The sequence below is a fragment of the Mesorhizobium sp. URHB0026 genome, assembly GCF_054059755.1.
In genome coordinates this window covers 3,198,771-3,211,695 of the sequence record NZ_JBSSCN010000001.1, presented here as the reverse complement: position 1 = coordinate 3,211,695, position 12,925 = coordinate 3,198,771, and the positions used below count along the sequence as shown (strand labels likewise).

Here is a 12,925-nt window from a genome sequence, read left to right as displayed (position 1 = left end):
GGGCTCCGAGAGCCCCGTTCGCATTCCAAAAAGGCGGTTTCACCCCTTCGGGGCGGGAACCGGCTCCGGCTTGACCTTTGGGGTTTCCTGCGCCGTGTTGGACTCGATCGGCGGCAGGCCCTTCATCAGCTTCTGCTGCAGGGTGGCCAGCACATCCGGATCAGGCTTCAAGTCGCGGGCCTGGTTCCACTGGAAGGTGGCTTCCAGCTTGCGACCGACGCGCCAGTAGGCGTCGCCGAGATGGTCGTTCAGAACCGGATCTTCCGGCTTCAGCGAGACAGCGCGTTCCATCTCGCGCACCGCGTCATCGAACCGGCCGAGGCGGAAATAAGCCCAACCCAGGGAATCGACGATATAGCCGTCGCTCGGCCTGAGATCGACGGCCTTCTGGATCATCTCCAGGCCTTCCTTCAGGTTGGTGTTCATGTCGACCCAGGAATAGCCGAGATAGTTCAGCACCTGCGGCTGGTCTGGCTGCAATTCCAGCGCCTTGCGGAAATTCGGCTCGGCCTTCGGCCATTCCTTCAGCCGTTCATAGGCGATGCCGCGCTGATAGAAGATGTTCCAGTTGGCGGCGGTCGGTGTCTTCAGCACCTCGACGGCCTTGTCGTAGAGATTGGCGGCGGAGCGGAAATCGTCCTTCGAGGAGTAGACACCGCCGAGCGCCAGATAGGCGCGCATGTCGTTGGGATGAGCTTCGACAAAGGCCTTCAGATGCGTGATCGCCTCGTCATGGCGGTCGAGATCGGCAAGGTTGAGGCCAAGCTGCAGCTCCGAAATCTCCTTCAGCGGCGAAGAGTCGGGGATGCGCCGATAGAGCGCGATGGCGCCTTCGCCGTTCTTCAGCTGTTCGGCTACGGCGGCGAGTTGCACGAGGGCAGCGTCGCTGTCGGGCTTCAGGGCCAAGGCATATTGCAAATAGAGGCGCACGAATGGCTCGCCGCCGCCACGGTTGAGCGCGGTGGCAAGATCGAGCAGGATCTCGGAAGCACCGTCGGACGGACCGGACACGAAGGGCGCGATCTTGTCGCCCTTGCTGATCCTGTCGCGCAAGGCGACGATTTCCAGCTTGCCCGGCGAGAACGCCTCGGCCTGGTCGAGAACCGACATCGCTTTGGCCTTGTCGCCCTTGCGGGCCAGAAACGAGGCATAGGCCTGCGCATTGCGCATCCAGGTTTCAGGCGCCGCACCGCCGGCGGTGGTGTCCTGCATCGTCGCCGCATAAATAGCCTCGGCCTTTTCAGGCATACCAGACGCATCGGCGATCAAGGCGCGGTGGAAGGATTTGAACAGGCCGAACCAGTCCGGCCCCTGCAGCTTGTCGATCGAAGCCATCGCTTCGCTGGCCTGGCCGGCACCTTGTTCGGCCCAGCCGGACATGACGCCGGAGATCAGCCGGTCGAGATCGGATTCCAGCGACAGCTTGAGCCAGTACTGCGCCTTGGTGAAATCCTTCTTGTGGAAGGTATCGACCGCCAGCGCCAAGCGCGAGAAGCGCTCGACATCCGGCACTTCCTTGAGCTTGTCGGCATAGACCAGCGATTCATCGAAGCGGCCTTGAGCGATCAGCGACAGCATCAAGCTCTGCTGCAGGGCTGTGTCACCAGGATTGAAGGCCAAGGCCTGCTTGTAATAGGCGATGGCGCTGTCGAGGTCGTTGTCGCCCTCGGCGATCCTGGCAGCCAGATAGGCGCCCGAAAATGACGAGATCTTGACCGGTTCGGTGGATTGCTTGGCATAGGCCGGCAATGCGGAAATCGCCACGCCCGTCACAATTGCCAGCCTTGTCAGCCAGCGCACACGTCCTTGCTGCATCATATCCCTTTCAGCCAGGCGCCATCTCCGCGTCAGCGGATCGACCCAGACTCGATCTTTCCGGGCAAAGCATGGCCTTTTTGGGGTCGCGCTTCAATCCGCCTGAAATTCACAATCGGGTCACCCGATTAACAAACCATGGCTAAATGGGACGGTTTTGCGCGTCAACAGGCCGCTGCAGCCGCGTATCGCGATAGCCGCTGCTTGCCACCGCGCCGCACAGCACGCTCCAGTCGCAGCCGCCGCAGGCCTTGCGCACGTGGCCGGCCGAAAACGCCTGCCGCAGCCGCATCAGGATGGGCGCATCGAGATCGAGGCGTGCGCCGTCCCGGATGGGCCGAGCCAGCAGCGCTTCCACGTCTTCCGCGGCCTGCCGGTCCCGCTCGGCCGCGCCCTCTCGCAGGCAGTGCGGTTCCGGCTCATAAAGCAACGGTGCGCAGATGTCGTCCGGGCCGGAGACGAGGACGATGTCCTCGCCCCGGCTCAGACGCTCCGCGATCCCGTCATAATTGGCGGTGAAAACGGGGCTGTAGCCCTTGCCCACATAGGTGAGCAGGCAAAGGAGATGGTGGGCGCGCAACCTGATCGTCACGGCTTGGGCAAGTTCATCTTGCCGCGCGGCAGCGCCATCAGCGTCGCGGCGCCAAGCGCCGATTTCAGCAACCCGCCGACGATGAACGGCACGAAGCCGAAGGTGATGGCCTTTTCGGCGCCGATCATGACGGCAAGCCAGGCTGTGCCGAGCGCTAGACAGGCAAGATTGCCGAGCAGCATGGCGGCGAAGGCAAGCAAAACCCTGTTGCCGTTCCAGCCGCGCTCGGCCATCCAGCCGACCAGCGCGCCGGTGACAGGAAAGGCGAAGAGATAGCCACCCGTCGGGCCGACGAAATGCTGAATGCCGGCAGCACCGCCGGCCAGGACCGGAAAGCCGACAGCACCTTCGACCAGCCATGCGGCGATCGTCACCGCGCCAAGCCGCCAGCCATAGAGCGCACCGATCATCGTCACGGCGAAGGTCTGCATGGTCACCGGAACCGGCACCATCGGCACCTTGATGTAGGAGCACAGCGCCAGGAACAGCGTGCCGAGCACGACGGCGCCGGCCTGCCAGCCGAGCGATCGCTGCTGCAGGCGCAACGGGCTGAAGGACGGTCTGGCGGACGAGAATGCGAGGTTGGTCATAAGCTTCCCTTCGGTCGATCCAAATTATAGATAATTTTTGCTTTCGATCTATTATCGAATCCACATTTCTTGGGTGATAGCAAGCCCGGGCTTGGAAAAAGGCACCTTAACCCACGATGGCGAAAGCTTCGCGCGTGGCGCCGGAGGCTGTCCTGACCGGCTTGCGGCCAATCCATTGGACATGCCGTCCCAATGTTGCCGCGGCCGATTCGGTATTTCCCTGCCGCAAGGCGGTGAGGATCGCCCGGTGGTCCTGGTCGGTGCGCGTCTCCCACTCCGAGCGCCAGGCCGCGAACAGGAAGCGCGCGCTTGCCGCGTGCAGGTCGTCTATGGTGGCAAGCAGGCGCGGCATGCCGCAGGGCGCCAGGATCAGCCGGTGAAAGGCGCGATTGGCCTCCTCCCACGACCTGGCGTCACGGGATTTGTCGCCGGCCTTTGTCGCCTCCTCGGCCTGGTCCAGAATGGCCGAGGTCAGATGCGGCGCGGCGTGGCGCAGTGCCAGCACTTCGAGCGCGGCCCGCATTTCGGCGACCTCCTTGACCTCGCCCAGATCGAAGGCCGCGACACGCACGCCACGGCGCGGCTCGCTGACGGCGAGGCCCTGCGCCTCGAGGCGGCGAAAGGCCTCGCGCACGGGAACGTGGCTGGTGTTGAATTCCTCGGCGACATGATCCTGCCGCAACCTCGCCCCCGGCTCGATCGCGCCGGAGATGATGCGGTCCGCCAACGCCTTGCCGATGCGCACCGCTATGGTGTCGTCCGTGCCTTTTGCCATGATTTATAGATAATTTGCGGTGGTGCGGCTTGTCGAGACGGCAGGGCGGATTCACAGGCGTCTTTTTACTGACGGCCCCTTAGGAACCTTCAGGCGCTCAGTTCACCCGGCTGATGCAGAAATCGATGACGTCGATCAGCGCCGATTTCTGCGACGTCTCTTCAAGCGGCGCCAAGGCGTCGCGGGCGATTTCGCCGAAATGGCGGGCGCGCCCTATCGTATCGGCAATGGCGCCGTGGCGGGTCATGAGGCCGATCGCCTTTTCCAGCCCGGCGTCGTCGGTGACATTGTCCTCGATGGCGCGCTTCCAGAAGGTGCGTTCGGCCTTGCTGCCGCGCCGGTAGGCGAGGATGACCGGCAAGGTCACCTTGCCCTCGCGGAAATCGTCGCCGACATTCTTGCCGAGATCCTTGCTGGTGCCGCCATAGTCCAGCGCATCATCGATCAGCTGGAAGGCAAGCCCGAGATTCATGCCGTAGGAACGCAGCGCCGCACGGTCGTTGCGGGTCGCCTGGGCGATGACCGGGCCAACCTCGGCGGCGGCCGAAAACAGCGCGGCGGTCTTGGCCTTGATGACGGCAAAATGCTCGTCCTCGGTGGTTTCGAGGTTCTTGGCGGCGGCCAGCTGCATGACTTCGCCCTCGGCGATGATCGAGGCTGCACTAGACAGGATGTCGAGCGCTTCGAGCGAGCCGACATCGACCATCATGCGGAAGGCCTGGCCAAGCAGGAAGTCGCCGACCAGCACGCTGGCCTGGTTGCCCCAGATCATGCGGGCGGTCTTCTTGCCGCGCCGCATGCCGCTTTCATCGACCACGTCGTCATGCAGAAGCGTGGCCGTATGCATGAATTCGACCGAAGTGGCGAGCTTGACGTGGCCCTCGCCGGCATAGCCGAACATCTGCGCCGCAGCTAGCGTCAGCATTGGCCTGAGCCGCTTGCCGCCGGACGAGATCAGGTGGTTGGCGACCTCGGGGATCATCTCGACGTCGGAGCCGGCCTTGGACAGGATCAGCTCGTTGACACGTCCCATATCGGCAGCAGTCAGATCGATGAGATCCTTGATGGAGGCGGGCTCCCGCTTCCCGTTTTCGATGTTGAGAACGACACCCACGACAATCACTCCCGTCTTGGTATAACGCGTGCGACGGCACCCTTAGTCCCGACAAGACTCTAGGGCCGCTGGCACGGCCACGGCAAGTGGCGAATTGGCGCGGCGGCGACAGCGTGTCAACGCCGGGAAATGCGGGAATGCGGCCGCACGTTTACATGCACGCCGCAACCTGCGAGTTTCTTGCGATGATAGAGCTCATCCGCACCAACGACGCCGTCATCATCTCCTTTGTCGAATCGCTGATGCGCGATGCCGGGATCGGCTGCTTCGTCGCCGACCAGAACATGAGCGTGCTCGACGGCTCGCTTGGTATCCTGCCGCGACGCGTCATGGTCGATGCCGACCAGGCCGACGCCGCGCGCCGCATCCTGACCGATGCCGGCATCGCCAACGAGATCCGGGGGAAATAATGTCGGCCGCGCCAGCCGCCCTTGTCCCGGATACGCCGGCTCATACGGTCGATGCGTTCCACCGCGGCCGGTTCTGGCTCGTGCAGCCCAAGCATGGCGGCCATCGCGCCGGGATGGATGCAATGATGCTGGCCGCATCCGTACCATCCTCGTTTGGCGGACGGCTCGCCGATTTCGGGGCCGGCGCCGGTGCTGCCGGTCTTGCGGTGCTGTCGCGCTGTCCGGGTGCCCAGGCTGTGCTGGTCGAACGCGCGCCTGAGATGGCGTCTTTCGCGGCAGCCACGCTTGCCCATCCGGGCAATGCGCACCTCAGCGATCGCGCTGCCGTGCTCGTCGCCGATGTCACCGTGTCGGGCCGCGCACGGGCCGCCACCGGCCTTGCCGACAATGATTTCGACTTCGTCATCATGAACCCGCCTTTCAACGCCGCACGGGACCGCGCCACTCCCGAGCCGCTAAGAAAGGAAGCGCACGTCATGGAGGATGGGCTGTTCGAAAGCTGGATCCGCAGTGCGGCGGCGGTTGTCAGGCCGCGCGGCGGGCTTGCCGTCATCGCCCGGCCCGAACAGCTCGGCGCCATTCTCGACGCGATTTCAGGCCGCTTCGGCGAAGCCGAGATGCTCGCCGTGCACCCTCGCCCGGACGCGGCCGCAATCCGCATTATCGTGCGGGCGGCCCTTGGGGCACGAGGAAAGCTCGCCATCCGTCCGCCCCTGATGCTTCACGCGCGATCGGGCAACGGCCCCGACGAGCGCAGCGAAATGATCACCAACGGGCTCGCCTCGCTGTTCGGAGACTGAACTGTTGCCTGGCCCGCACATTGCCGTTGGCCGGGAACTCCCTACATGCCTGCAACCATCGCCGGAGACCACGCCATCGTGAAACGTCTTTTCAACCGCCTGCTGCCGAAGTCCTGGCGCTCCACCGTCGTTACGGTTCCGGTCATCCGACTGCACGGCACCATCATGGCCGGCGGGGGGCAGTTCCGGCCGAGCCTGTCGCTTGCTTCCACCGCCGGACTGATCGAAAAAGCGTTTTCCTTCGAGGCGCCGGCGGTCGCGATCTCGATCAATTCGCCGGGCGGCTCGCCGGTGCAGTCGCGGCTGATTTTCAAGCGCATCCGCGACCTTGCGGTCGAGAAGAATAAAAAGGTCCTGGTCTTCGTCGAGGATGTCGCGGCGTCCGGCGGCTACATGATCGCGGTCGCAGGCGATGAGATCTTCGCCGATCCCTCCTCGATCGTCGGCTCAATCGGCGTGGTATCGGCTTCCTTCGGCTTCCCGGAACTGATGAAGAAGATCGGCGTTGAGCGCCGTGTCCACACCGCCGGCCAGAACAAGGCGGTGCTCGATCCATTCAAGCCCGAGAAGAAGGAAGACGTCGAGCGGCTCAAGGTGCTGCAGCTCGAAGTGCACGAGACCTTCATCGATCTGGTCAAGCAGCGCCGCGGTACGAAGCTGGCGGACGATCCGGATCTGTTCACCGGGCTGTTCTGGACCGGCAAGCGAGGCCTGGAGCTCGGCCTCGTCGATGCGCTGGGCGACATGCGCACAGTGCTGAAGACCCGCTTCGGGCCGAAGACCCAGCTCAGGCTGGTGGCGGCGCCGCGCGGTTTGTTCGGCCGCTTCGGCCTGTTCGGCTCGAGCAAGGGCTTTTCGGCGCCCGATATCGCCGCGGCTGCCGCCAGCGGCGTCATCGATGCGGCGGAAGAGCGCGCATCGTGGGCGCGCTTCGGGCTTTGAAAAAGCCATGAAAGCGTCTAGCATGGTTGCCCGAAAGACCCGACCGGCCGGTTTTACCGGCCCAGCGTGGTAGGAGCTTGACATGCCGCAGATCATTTTCTTCGCCGTCGTCGGCGTCGCCGCCTATTTCGGCTACCGCACCTTCGTGCGCGAGGCTGAACGCGTGACGGCCAAGGTGCGGCGTACCGAAAAACAGGCGGCCAACGGCGCGATGGGAACGCTGGTCAAGGATCCGCGGACCGGCGAATACCGGCTGGCCAAGGACTGACCCTCATTTTACTCGCAATCGAGACCGCGGAATCCGGTCAGCGTGTCCGGACATGGGCCGCACCCGCCAAGATAAACCTAGCTTTGCACGTCACCGGCAGGCGCGCCGATGGCTATCATCTCATCGACAGCCTGGCTGTGTTCACGCGCTTTGGCGACAGGATCGAGATCGCGCCGGCCGACGCCGATGAGTTCAGCGTGTCCGGCCGCTTTGCGGCGGACGTGCCGCTCGATGGCGGCAATCTGGTGCTGAAGGCTCGCGACGCCTTGCGGCAGGCCGCCGGCGTTCGGAGCACGCCCCCCGTATACATCAGGCTCGAAAAGAACCTTCCGGTCGCATCCGGCGTGGGCGGAGGTTCGAGCGATGCGGCAGCCGTGCTGCGCGGGCTGACCGAGAGCTGGGGGCTAGAGCTCGATAGCGTTGAGCTGGCGCGGATCGGTCTTTCGCTCGGCGCCGATGTGCCGATGTGCCTGGCGGCAAAGCCGCTGATCGCGCGCGGCATCGGCGAGGAACTGTCGATAGTGCCGGATTTTTCGGCACTGGGTCTCGTGCTGGTCAATCCGGGCGTTCCGGTCTCGACATCGGAAATCTTCGCCGCGCTTTCCCATCGCGATAGTGAGCCGCTGCCGCCGCCGCCGCGCAGTATCGATTTTCACAGCCTGCGCAACTGGCTGGAAATCACCCGCAACGATCTCGAGCAGCCAGCCCTTGCGATGCAGCCCGCCATAGGCAGGGCGCTTTCATGGCTTGATAAGGCCGGATCGGGCTTTTCACGAATGTCCGGATCGGGTGCGACGTGCTTCGGCCTGTTCGAGACCGGCAATGTCGCCAAGCGCGCGGCGGCCGAGATCCGCAGCCGCCAGCCCGACTGGTTCGTCGCGGCAACGCGCAGCATGGCGTCGGAGGCTGGGCGAGATGGCCAGAATTGACGAGAGCCGTGCCTTCATTCCGGTGCGCATCGCGGTGCTGACTGTTTCCGACACACGCAGCCTTGCCGACGACAAATCCGGCCAGACACTGGCCGATCGCATCACCAAGGCCGGCCACATCCTGGCCACCCGCGATATCGTCACCGACGACCGCGAAAGAATCCGCGACACCGTTCTGGCATGGTCGCGGGACAAGGCCATCGACGTCGTGATCACCACTGGCGGAACCGGTTTTACCGGACGCGATGTGACGCCCGAGGCGCTGGAGCCGATCTTCGAAAAGCGCATGGACGGCTTTTCGGAAGTGTTCCACCGCATTTCCTATGACAAGATCGGCACCTCGACGATCCAGAGCCGGGCGACCGGCGGTGTCGTCAACGCCACCTTCGTCTTTGTGCTGCCGGGCTCGCCCGGCGCCTGCAAGGACGCCTGGGACGGCATCCTCAAGCCACAGCTCGATTACCGGCACATGCCCTGTAACTTCGTCGAGATCATGCCGCGCCTGGACGAACATCTGCGGCGCGGCAAATCGGCCCCGTAAAGGCCTCCAGCACCTCCTGCATCACCGCGCGGATCACTTCGTGCAGCCCATCGGGGTTCGAAAGCAGAATGTCTATGACGGCAGCGATGGCGGATTTATCTTCGGTCTTGGTCATGGTGGCGTTCCTTCGCGGGAATCAGGTGAGGTTGAACATCACCAGCCTGCCATGAACGCCCTCTCTCAGCGAATTTGCAGAACTCTCAGCACACTACCGGCGGCGCTTGTACCTGGGCGGCGCCGCCCAGATCTCGGCGTCGAGTTTCTTTGTCGCCAGACCTCGTGCCAACGCCTCGGCGCTGCCGGCATTCTTGGACAGAGATGCCGCCTGTCGCTTGCTGATTACCAGTCCGTCGGCGAGCGCGCGGTTCGCGGAAAAGACCCGGGCCAGGAACGGTGGACGGCTGCCCCGCGCCCGCGAGAACCGGGCCGCCATTGTCTGCCTAGCCGTATGGGCGAGGACGGCGTCGATCCAGCCCTCCACCAGCCTCGCACCCGGTTCGAGAAACAGCAGCCAGTCACCCTTTGCCTGGCGGATGCCGGCGGCGATGCCGCCGCTCACCACATAGTGGCAGCCGGCATGCTCGGCGACGCGATGCGTCTGGTCGCTGGAGCCGGTGTCGCAGACGACGACCTCGCGCACCACGCCCTCGACCGCGCCGCCAATCAGCGTCGACAGCGTACGGGCGAGCCCCTCCTCGTCATTGTGCGTTTCAATCAGAACACTGAGCATGATTAGCCGAATACCGGAAAGAGTCGATCGGCGCCAGTTTTCGCGGCGCACCATAGAAAGTTCTTGATTTGTTCTCATCGACGAAATAGGAATAATTTCATGAGCAGAGCGATTCGACACAACATGAACAGTCCTTGGGAGCGGGCGAAGATGGAACCGATCATGCGCGCCGACATTGCAGCCTTCGGAGCAGGACGAGCCGAAATGGCCAATGCAATGATCGAGCAGAGCGGCATGCGGGTCCGTCCGGACCGCAACCGCGGCCGGTCGGCAGGCATCAATCCGTCCGGCCGGTTCGAACCTGTCAGCCGGCATGTCTTCGACGACGGCTGGAGTTCGCTGGAGGAACTTCCTCCCTTCAAGACCGAGGTGCAGGTGGAAAAGCCGCGCACCATCATCACCCGCAACGAATCGCCCGACATCTCCTTCGACCGGTCGATCAATCCCTATCGCGGCTGCGAACACGGTTGCGTCTATTGCTTCGCGCGGCCGACGCACTCGTTCATGGGCCTGTCGCCGGGCCTGGACTTCGAATCCAAGTTGTTCGCCAAGCCCGACGCGGCACGCCTGCTCGACAAGGAATTGTCAAAGGATGGCTACCAGCCGCGCACCATTGCCATCGGCACCAACACCGATCCCTACCAGCCGATCGAGAAGCAGTACCGGATCATGCGCGAAATCCTCGAAGTGCTGGAGGCGCGCGGCCACCCGGTCGGCATCGTCACCAAGTCAGCCCTGGTCGTGCGGGACATCGACATTCTGTCGCGCATGGCGGAGCGGGGCTTGGCCAAAGTGGCGCTGTCGGTGACGACGCTTGACCGCATGCTGGCCAGGACGATGGAGCCTCGCGCATCGACGCCGACCAAGCGGCTGGAGGCGATCAGGCAGCTTTCGGATGCCGGTATCCCGGCCTCGGTGATGGTGGCGCCGATCATTCCGGGCCTGACCGACCAGGAGATGGAACGCATACTCGATTCGGCGCACCATGCCGGGGCGCGCGAGGCTGGCTATGTGGTGCTGCGCCTACCGCTGGAGGTCAGCCCGATCTTCAAGGACTGGCTGCTGCGCCACTATCCCGACCGCTACCGCCACGTCATGTCGCTGATCCGTTCGATGCGCGACGGCAAGGACTACGATTCGGAATGGGGCAAGCGCATGAAGGGCGCCGGACCCTATGCCTGGCAGATCGGCCGGCGCTTCGAAATCACCGCCAAGCGGCTCGGCCTCAATGCCGAGCGGCGTACGCTGCGGACCGACCAGTTCGTCGCGGCCGGCAAGGACCAGGAGCAGTTGATGCTGCTCTGAACCGAAAATCGCCTCGGCTGTTCATTGCCGCCGTGGCAAAGAAATCCCGTCCGGCCTGCCCCGGCCTGCAGACGGTGCCCTCCCGGTCCGGCGCCCCACCCGACCCGGAGGGACTTGCGGAGAATCGGAGCCGATGCGAACCTCGCCGCAACATGGCTCGCGCGCGTTCTGATTCTCCGCCTCTCTTCGAAATCGTCGAGAAACCCGATTTCTCCTTCGAGACGAAGGCGATGGCCGATGGTTTGTGGCCGGTCGCGGGGATGGACGAAGCCGGCCGCGGCCCGCTCGCGGGTCCCGTGGTCGCGGCGGCAGTGGTGCTCGACCCCGCCAATATTCCCGAGGGTCTCGACGATTCCAAGCGGCTTAGCCACTTGCAGCGCGAAGCGCTGTTCCTGCACATCATCGGCTCCGCTCTCGGCGTCTCGATGGCGTCGATCAGCGCCGAGGGCATCGATGGCAGCAACATCCTCAGGGCGAGCCTCGAAGCGATGCGCCGCGCACTGGTCGGGCTGCCGGTGCAGGCTAAGCTCGCGCTCGCGGATGGGCGCGACGTGCCGCCGGGGTTGCCCTGCGAGGGGCGCGCGCTGATCAAGGGCGACCAGCGCTCCCAGTCGATCGCCGCGGCCTCGATCGTCGCCAAGGTCATGCGCGACCGCATGATGCGCGGCTGCGGCAATCATCACGACCGCTACGGCTTCGAAGTCCATATGGGCTACGCCACGGTCCGGCACCGCACGGCGATCGAGGCGCATGGGCCAGTGGCTCGACTGCATCGCTCGTCGTTTGCGCCGTTCCGGCTGAGCGGGACGGATGTGGTTGAGGAAGAGAGCTTGGCCGGGCTGGAGTAAAGCGACGGCAGTGGTAATGCCGATCTTGCCCACGAGGGCGGAGATTGGCCGCTTTGACGCGCCGCTTTCTCCCAACAAAAAAAGCCGCCAGGTTGCCCGGGCGGCTTCATGTCAGCGACTGAAGAACGCTCAGTTCAGCTTGGCCTTCACGTCCTGCAGCGCGGACCTGAACAGGTCGGCTCCGGCCTTGGCGTCAACCTTGGCGGCGAGCAATGCGCGCGCCGCCTCGACGGCTATGTCGACGGCGCTGGCGCGCACTTCGGCAACCGCGTCACGCTCGGCTTGGCCGATCTTCTGCTCGGCAAGCGCGGTGCGCCTGGCAACGTAATCCTCGGTCTTCTTGTGGGCGTCAGCGGCCAGCAATTCGGCCTCGCGCTTGGCGGCCGCTACAATGTCGGCGGCCTCCTGCTCGGCTTCCTTGCGCTTCTTCTTGTATTGGCCGAGCAGTTGCTGGGCTTCGTCGCGCAGCTTGCGGGCCTCGTCGAGCTCACTGCTGATCCTGGCGGCGCGGGCGTCGAGCGCCTTGGCGATCATGCCGGGCACCTTGATGTAGACGGCGATGGCCAGGAAGATGATCAGGGCAATCGTGGCCCAGAGCGTTGCGAGAGATGTAGCGTCCATGATGCGCTCCTCACCGGGCCACGGATTTGACTGCGGCCGCGATCTCGGCCTTGCTGGCCTTGCCGCCAACGAGTGCCTCGACGATCGCCGAAGCGATATCCTCGGCGATGCTGCCGACTTCCTTCATGGCATTGGCCTTGATGGAAGAAATGCGTGCCTCGGCCTCGCCAAGCTTCTCATCGAGCGCGGCCTCGATTTTCTTGCGCGCGGTGTCGGCTTCCGCCTTGGCCGAATCGTTGGCCTGCTGGCCGATCGAGTTCGCGTTCTTCTTGGCTTCCGCCAGTTCCTGCTCGTAAGCGGCAACGGCGGCGTCGGCCTCGCCCTTCAACTTGGCTGCCTGGTCGAGATCCTGGCTGATGCGGTCGTTGCGGACATCGATGATGCCCCCGACGCGCGGCATCACGACGCGCTTCAGGAAGAGGTAGAACAGCCCGAACGTGATCGCCAGCCACAGAAGCTGCGACGGAAACGTCTCCGGATTGAATGGCGGAAACGTGCCGTGCGCTTCGGCAGGCACGGTGGTACCGGAATGCGTGTCGCCTCCGGTCGCAGCGTGGCTGGTGTCGGCTGATGGCGCGGACTCTTGCGCGAAGGCAGATGTCACGAACATGGACTATCCCCAGATATCAGGCCCGCCGCTTGCGC

General features: G+C 64.3%; 17 protein-coding genes. 8 read left to right on the top strand and 9 right to left on the bottom strand.

The window, feature by feature from the left end; all coding sequences use genetic code 11:
• Positions 1-39: 39 nt before the first annotated feature.
• From ACVWWD_RS15720 to ACVWWD_RS15700, 5 genes are all read right to left on the bottom strand, one after another.
• The gene (locus ACVWWD_RS15720; RefSeq protein WP_457103631.1) at positions 40-1,815 is read right to left on the bottom strand and encodes a tetratricopeptide repeat protein; all 1,776 of its coding nucleotides are present in this window, start codon (positions 1,813-1,815) and stop codon (positions 40-42) included.
• 142 nt (positions 1,816-1,957) lie between these two features.
• A complete protein-coding gene (locus ACVWWD_RS15715) occupies positions 1,958-2,407 on the bottom strand; it encodes a DUF1284 domain-containing protein (RefSeq protein WP_352548365.1) in 450 nt (149 codons plus the stop codon).
• On the bottom strand, positions 2,404-2,997 hold the full coding sequence (locus ACVWWD_RS15710; RefSeq protein WP_352548363.1) for a biotin transporter BioY: 594 nt from the start codon (positions 2,995-2,997) through the stop codon (positions 2,404-2,406). The genes ACVWWD_RS15715 and ACVWWD_RS15710 overlap by 4 nt, the downstream gene beginning before the upstream one ends.
• 106 nt (positions 2,998-3,103) lie before the next feature.
• Positions 3,104-3,772, bottom strand: a complete 669-nt coding sequence (locus ACVWWD_RS15705; RefSeq protein WP_352548361.1) for a GntR family transcriptional regulator — start codon at positions 3,770-3,772, stop codon at positions 3,104-3,106.
• Positions 3,773-3,869: 97 nt separating this feature from the next.
• Positions 3,870-4,886 carry a polyprenyl synthetase family protein gene (locus ACVWWD_RS15700; protein WP_023772962.1) on the bottom strand — a complete coding sequence of 339 codons (1,017 nt, stop codon included), beginning with the start codon at positions 4,884-4,886 and terminating at the stop codon, positions 3,870-3,872.
• A gap of 185 nt (positions 4,887-5,071) precedes the next feature.
• Between ACVWWD_RS15700 and ACVWWD_RS15695 the strand changes: the two genes are divergently transcribed.
• From ACVWWD_RS15695 to moaB, 6 genes are all read left to right on the top strand, one after another.
• Positions 5,072-5,296, top strand: coding sequence for a putative signal transducing protein (locus ACVWWD_RS15695; RefSeq protein ID WP_015318845.1), 225 nt, complete (start codon positions 5,072-5,074; stop codon positions 5,294-5,296).
• Positions 5,296-6,096, top strand: coding sequence for a tRNA1(Val) (adenine(37)-N6)-methyltransferase (locus ACVWWD_RS15690; RefSeq protein WP_023772963.1), 801 nt, complete (start codon positions 5,296-5,298; stop codon positions 6,094-6,096). Before ACVWWD_RS15695 ends, ACVWWD_RS15690 begins: the two co-directional genes overlap by 1 nt.
• A 78-nt stretch (positions 6,097-6,174) precedes the next feature.
• Entirely contained in the window at positions 6,175-7,038 is an 864-nt protein-coding gene (locus tag ACVWWD_RS15685; protein ID WP_352548456.1) for a S49 family peptidase, read from the top strand.
• 82 nt (positions 7,039-7,120) lie between these two features.
• On the top strand, positions 7,121-7,306 hold the full coding sequence (locus tag ACVWWD_RS15680; RefSeq protein ID WP_023772965.1) for a membrane protein: 186 nt from the start codon (positions 7,121-7,123) through the stop codon (positions 7,304-7,306).
• Between the two features lie 5 nt (positions 7,307-7,311).
• Positions 7,312-8,235: a 4-(cytidine 5'-diphospho)-2-C-methyl-D-erythritol kinase gene (locus ACVWWD_RS15675; RefSeq protein ID WP_352548454.1), complete on the top strand. Its 924-nt coding sequence runs from the start codon at positions 7,312-7,314 to the stop codon at positions 8,233-8,235.
• Positions 8,222-8,776: a molybdenum cofactor biosynthesis protein B gene (gene moaB / locus ACVWWD_RS15670; RefSeq protein ID WP_352548358.1), complete on the top strand. Its 555-nt coding sequence runs from the start codon at positions 8,222-8,224 to the stop codon at positions 8,774-8,776. The genes ACVWWD_RS15675 and moaB overlap by 14 nt, the downstream gene beginning before the upstream one ends.
• On the opposite strand, the gene ACVWWD_RS15665 is transcribed toward moaB, so the two are convergent.
• The gene (locus tag ACVWWD_RS15665) at positions 8,727-8,891 is read right to left on the bottom strand and encodes a hypothetical protein (RefSeq protein ID WP_352548466.1); all 165 of its coding nucleotides are present in this window, start codon (positions 8,889-8,891) and stop codon (positions 8,727-8,729) included. The genes moaB and ACVWWD_RS15665 overlap by 50 nt on opposite strands.
• 93 nt (positions 8,892-8,984) lie before the next feature.
• On the bottom strand, positions 8,985-9,506 hold the full coding sequence (locus ACVWWD_RS15660) for a glycosyltransferase (RefSeq protein WP_457103176.1): 522 nt from the start codon (positions 9,504-9,506) through the stop codon (positions 8,985-8,987).
• A 150-nt stretch (positions 9,507-9,656) separates the two neighbouring features.
• Between ACVWWD_RS15660 and ACVWWD_RS15655 the strand changes: the two genes are divergently transcribed.
• Both ACVWWD_RS15655 and ACVWWD_RS15650 read left to right on the top strand, forming a co-directional pair.
• Complete coding sequence (locus ACVWWD_RS15655; RefSeq protein ID WP_023771004.1) at positions 9,657-10,811, top strand: PA0069 family radical SAM protein; 1,155 nt, start codon at positions 9,657-9,659, stop codon at positions 10,809-10,811.
• Between the two features lie 152 nt (positions 10,812-10,963).
• Positions 10,964-11,659, top strand: a complete 696-nt coding sequence (locus tag ACVWWD_RS15650) for a ribonuclease HII (RefSeq protein WP_352548356.1) — start codon at positions 10,964-10,966, stop codon at positions 11,657-11,659.
• Between the two features lie 129 nt (positions 11,660-11,788).
• Here ACVWWD_RS15650 and ACVWWD_RS15645 read toward each other — a convergent pair whose 3' ends face one another.
• Both ACVWWD_RS15645 and ACVWWD_RS15640 read right to left on the bottom strand, forming a co-directional pair.
• On the bottom strand, positions 11,789-12,280 hold the full coding sequence (locus ACVWWD_RS15645) for a F0F1 ATP synthase subunit B (protein ID WP_023771006.1): 492 nt from the start codon (positions 12,278-12,280) through the stop codon (positions 11,789-11,791).
• A gap of 10 nt (positions 12,281-12,290) precedes the next feature.
• Positions 12,291-12,890: a F0F1 ATP synthase subunit B gene (locus tag ACVWWD_RS15640; RefSeq protein ID WP_352548353.1), complete on the bottom strand. Its 600-nt coding sequence runs from the start codon at positions 12,888-12,890 to the stop codon at positions 12,291-12,293.
• Between the last annotated feature and the right edge of the window lie 35 nt (positions 12,891-12,925).

Coding starts and splice junctions, on each gene's coding strand:
- ACVWWD_RS15695 (WP_015318845.1), top strand. CDS start 5,072: ATGATAGAGCTCATCCGCACCAACGACGCCGTCATCATCTCCTTTGTC.
- ACVWWD_RS15660 (WP_457103176.1), bottom strand. CDS start 9,506: ATGCTCAGTGTTCTGATTGAAACGCACAATGACGAGGAGGGGCTCGCC.
- ACVWWD_RS15705 (WP_352548361.1), bottom strand. CDS start 3,772: ATGGCAAAAGGCACGGACGACACCATAGCGGTGCGCATCGGCAAGGCG.
- ACVWWD_RS15680 (WP_023772965.1), top strand. CDS start 7,121: ATGCCGCAGATCATTTTCTTCGCCGTCGTCGGCGTCGCCGCCTATTTC.
- moaB (WP_352548358.1), top strand. CDS start 8,222: ATGGCCAGAATTGACGAGAGCCGTGCCTTCATTCCGGTGCGCATCGCG.
- ACVWWD_RS15645 (WP_023771006.1), bottom strand. CDS start 12,280: ATGGACGCTACATCTCTCGCAACGCTCTGGGCCACGATTGCCCTGATC.
- ACVWWD_RS15665 (WP_352548466.1), bottom strand. CDS start 8,891: ATGACCAAGACCGAAGATAAATCCGCCATCGCTGCCGTCATAGACATT.
- ACVWWD_RS15720 (WP_457103631.1), bottom strand. CDS start 1,815: ATGCAGCAAGGACGTGTGCGCTGGCTGACAAGGCTGGCAATTGTGACG.
- ACVWWD_RS15710 (WP_352548363.1), bottom strand. CDS start 2,997: ATGACCAACCTCGCATTCTCGTCCGCCAGACCGTCCTTCAGCCCGTTG.
- ACVWWD_RS15690 (WP_023772963.1), top strand. CDS start 5,296: ATGTCGGCCGCGCCAGCCGCCCTTGTCCCGGATACGCCGGCTCATACG.
- ACVWWD_RS15640 (WP_352548353.1), bottom strand. CDS start 12,890: ATGTTCGTGACATCTGCCTTCGCGCAAGAGTCCGCGCCATCAGCCGAC.
- ACVWWD_RS15650 (WP_352548356.1), top strand. CDS start 10,964: ATGGCTCGCGCGCGTTCTGATTCTCCGCCTCTCTTCGAAATCGTCGAG.
- ACVWWD_RS15655 (WP_023771004.1), top strand. CDS start 9,657: ATGGAACCGATCATGCGCGCCGACATTGCAGCCTTCGGAGCAGGACGA.